The sequence below is a fragment of the Gillisia marina genome (genome assembly GCF_000258765.1).
Lineage (GTDB): Bacteria > Bacteroidota > Bacteroidia > Flavobacteriales > Flavobacteriaceae > Gillisia > Gillisia marina.
In genome coordinates this window covers 1-725 of the sequence record NZ_AJLT01000111.1, presented here as the reverse complement: position 1 = coordinate 725, position 725 = coordinate 1, and the positions used below count along the sequence as shown (strand labels likewise).

1 pseudogene is annotated in these 725 nt (G+C 34.5%); it reads right to left on the bottom strand.

Annotated features, from left to right (window positions below):
• Nucleotides 1-59 precede the first annotated feature (59 nt).
• Nucleotides 60-725 (bottom strand): annotated as a pseudogene (locus ON07_RS13910) (GH3 family domain-containing protein); the annotation flags it as partial.

Sequence of the window (725 nt, the reverse complement as noted above, 5' to 3'; positions counted from 1 at the left end):
TTTTTTTATTTTATTGAATAAGAATCTTATGATTTTAAAGTATGAAAATCAAATACTCTCTAAGACATTTTCAGTAATTCTTCCACATAACATCTTTTATTAGAAAGTCTCGGGATTTTATGTTGCCCGCCTAATTTGTCATTTTTCTTCAGCCAGTCGTAAAATAATTTTTCACGAGCCTGATGCACTTTAGGCATATTAAGCGTCATATTATTGTAGCGTTTGGCTTCATAATCGCTATTCAATTGCTGTAAGGCAAGATCCAATTCAACAATAAATGTATCTAAATTATCTGGTGGAGTTTTAAACTCGATAATCCATTCATGAGCTCCTTTTTCTTTTCCTTCCATAAAAATAGGAGCAGCGGTATAGTCTATAATTTGGCAACCTGTGATCTGGGAAGCTTTTTTTAGAGCATCATCAGTATTTTCAATAATAAGCTCTTCTCCAAAGACATTGATATGGTGTTTGGTTCTTCCTGAAACTTTTATCCTATAGGGACTGGTAGCGGTAAATCTCACGGTATCTCCAATTCTATAACGCCACAAACCGGCGTTTGTGGTAATAACAACCGCATAATTCACATCGACTTTTACCTCGCTTAATGGAATAATTTTTTGTTCTGGAGTACCATACGCATCCATGGGAATGAATTCATAAAAGATTCCATAATCCAGCATTAGTAATAACTCATTGGAGTTGTTAAGATCCTGGCAGGCAAAAAA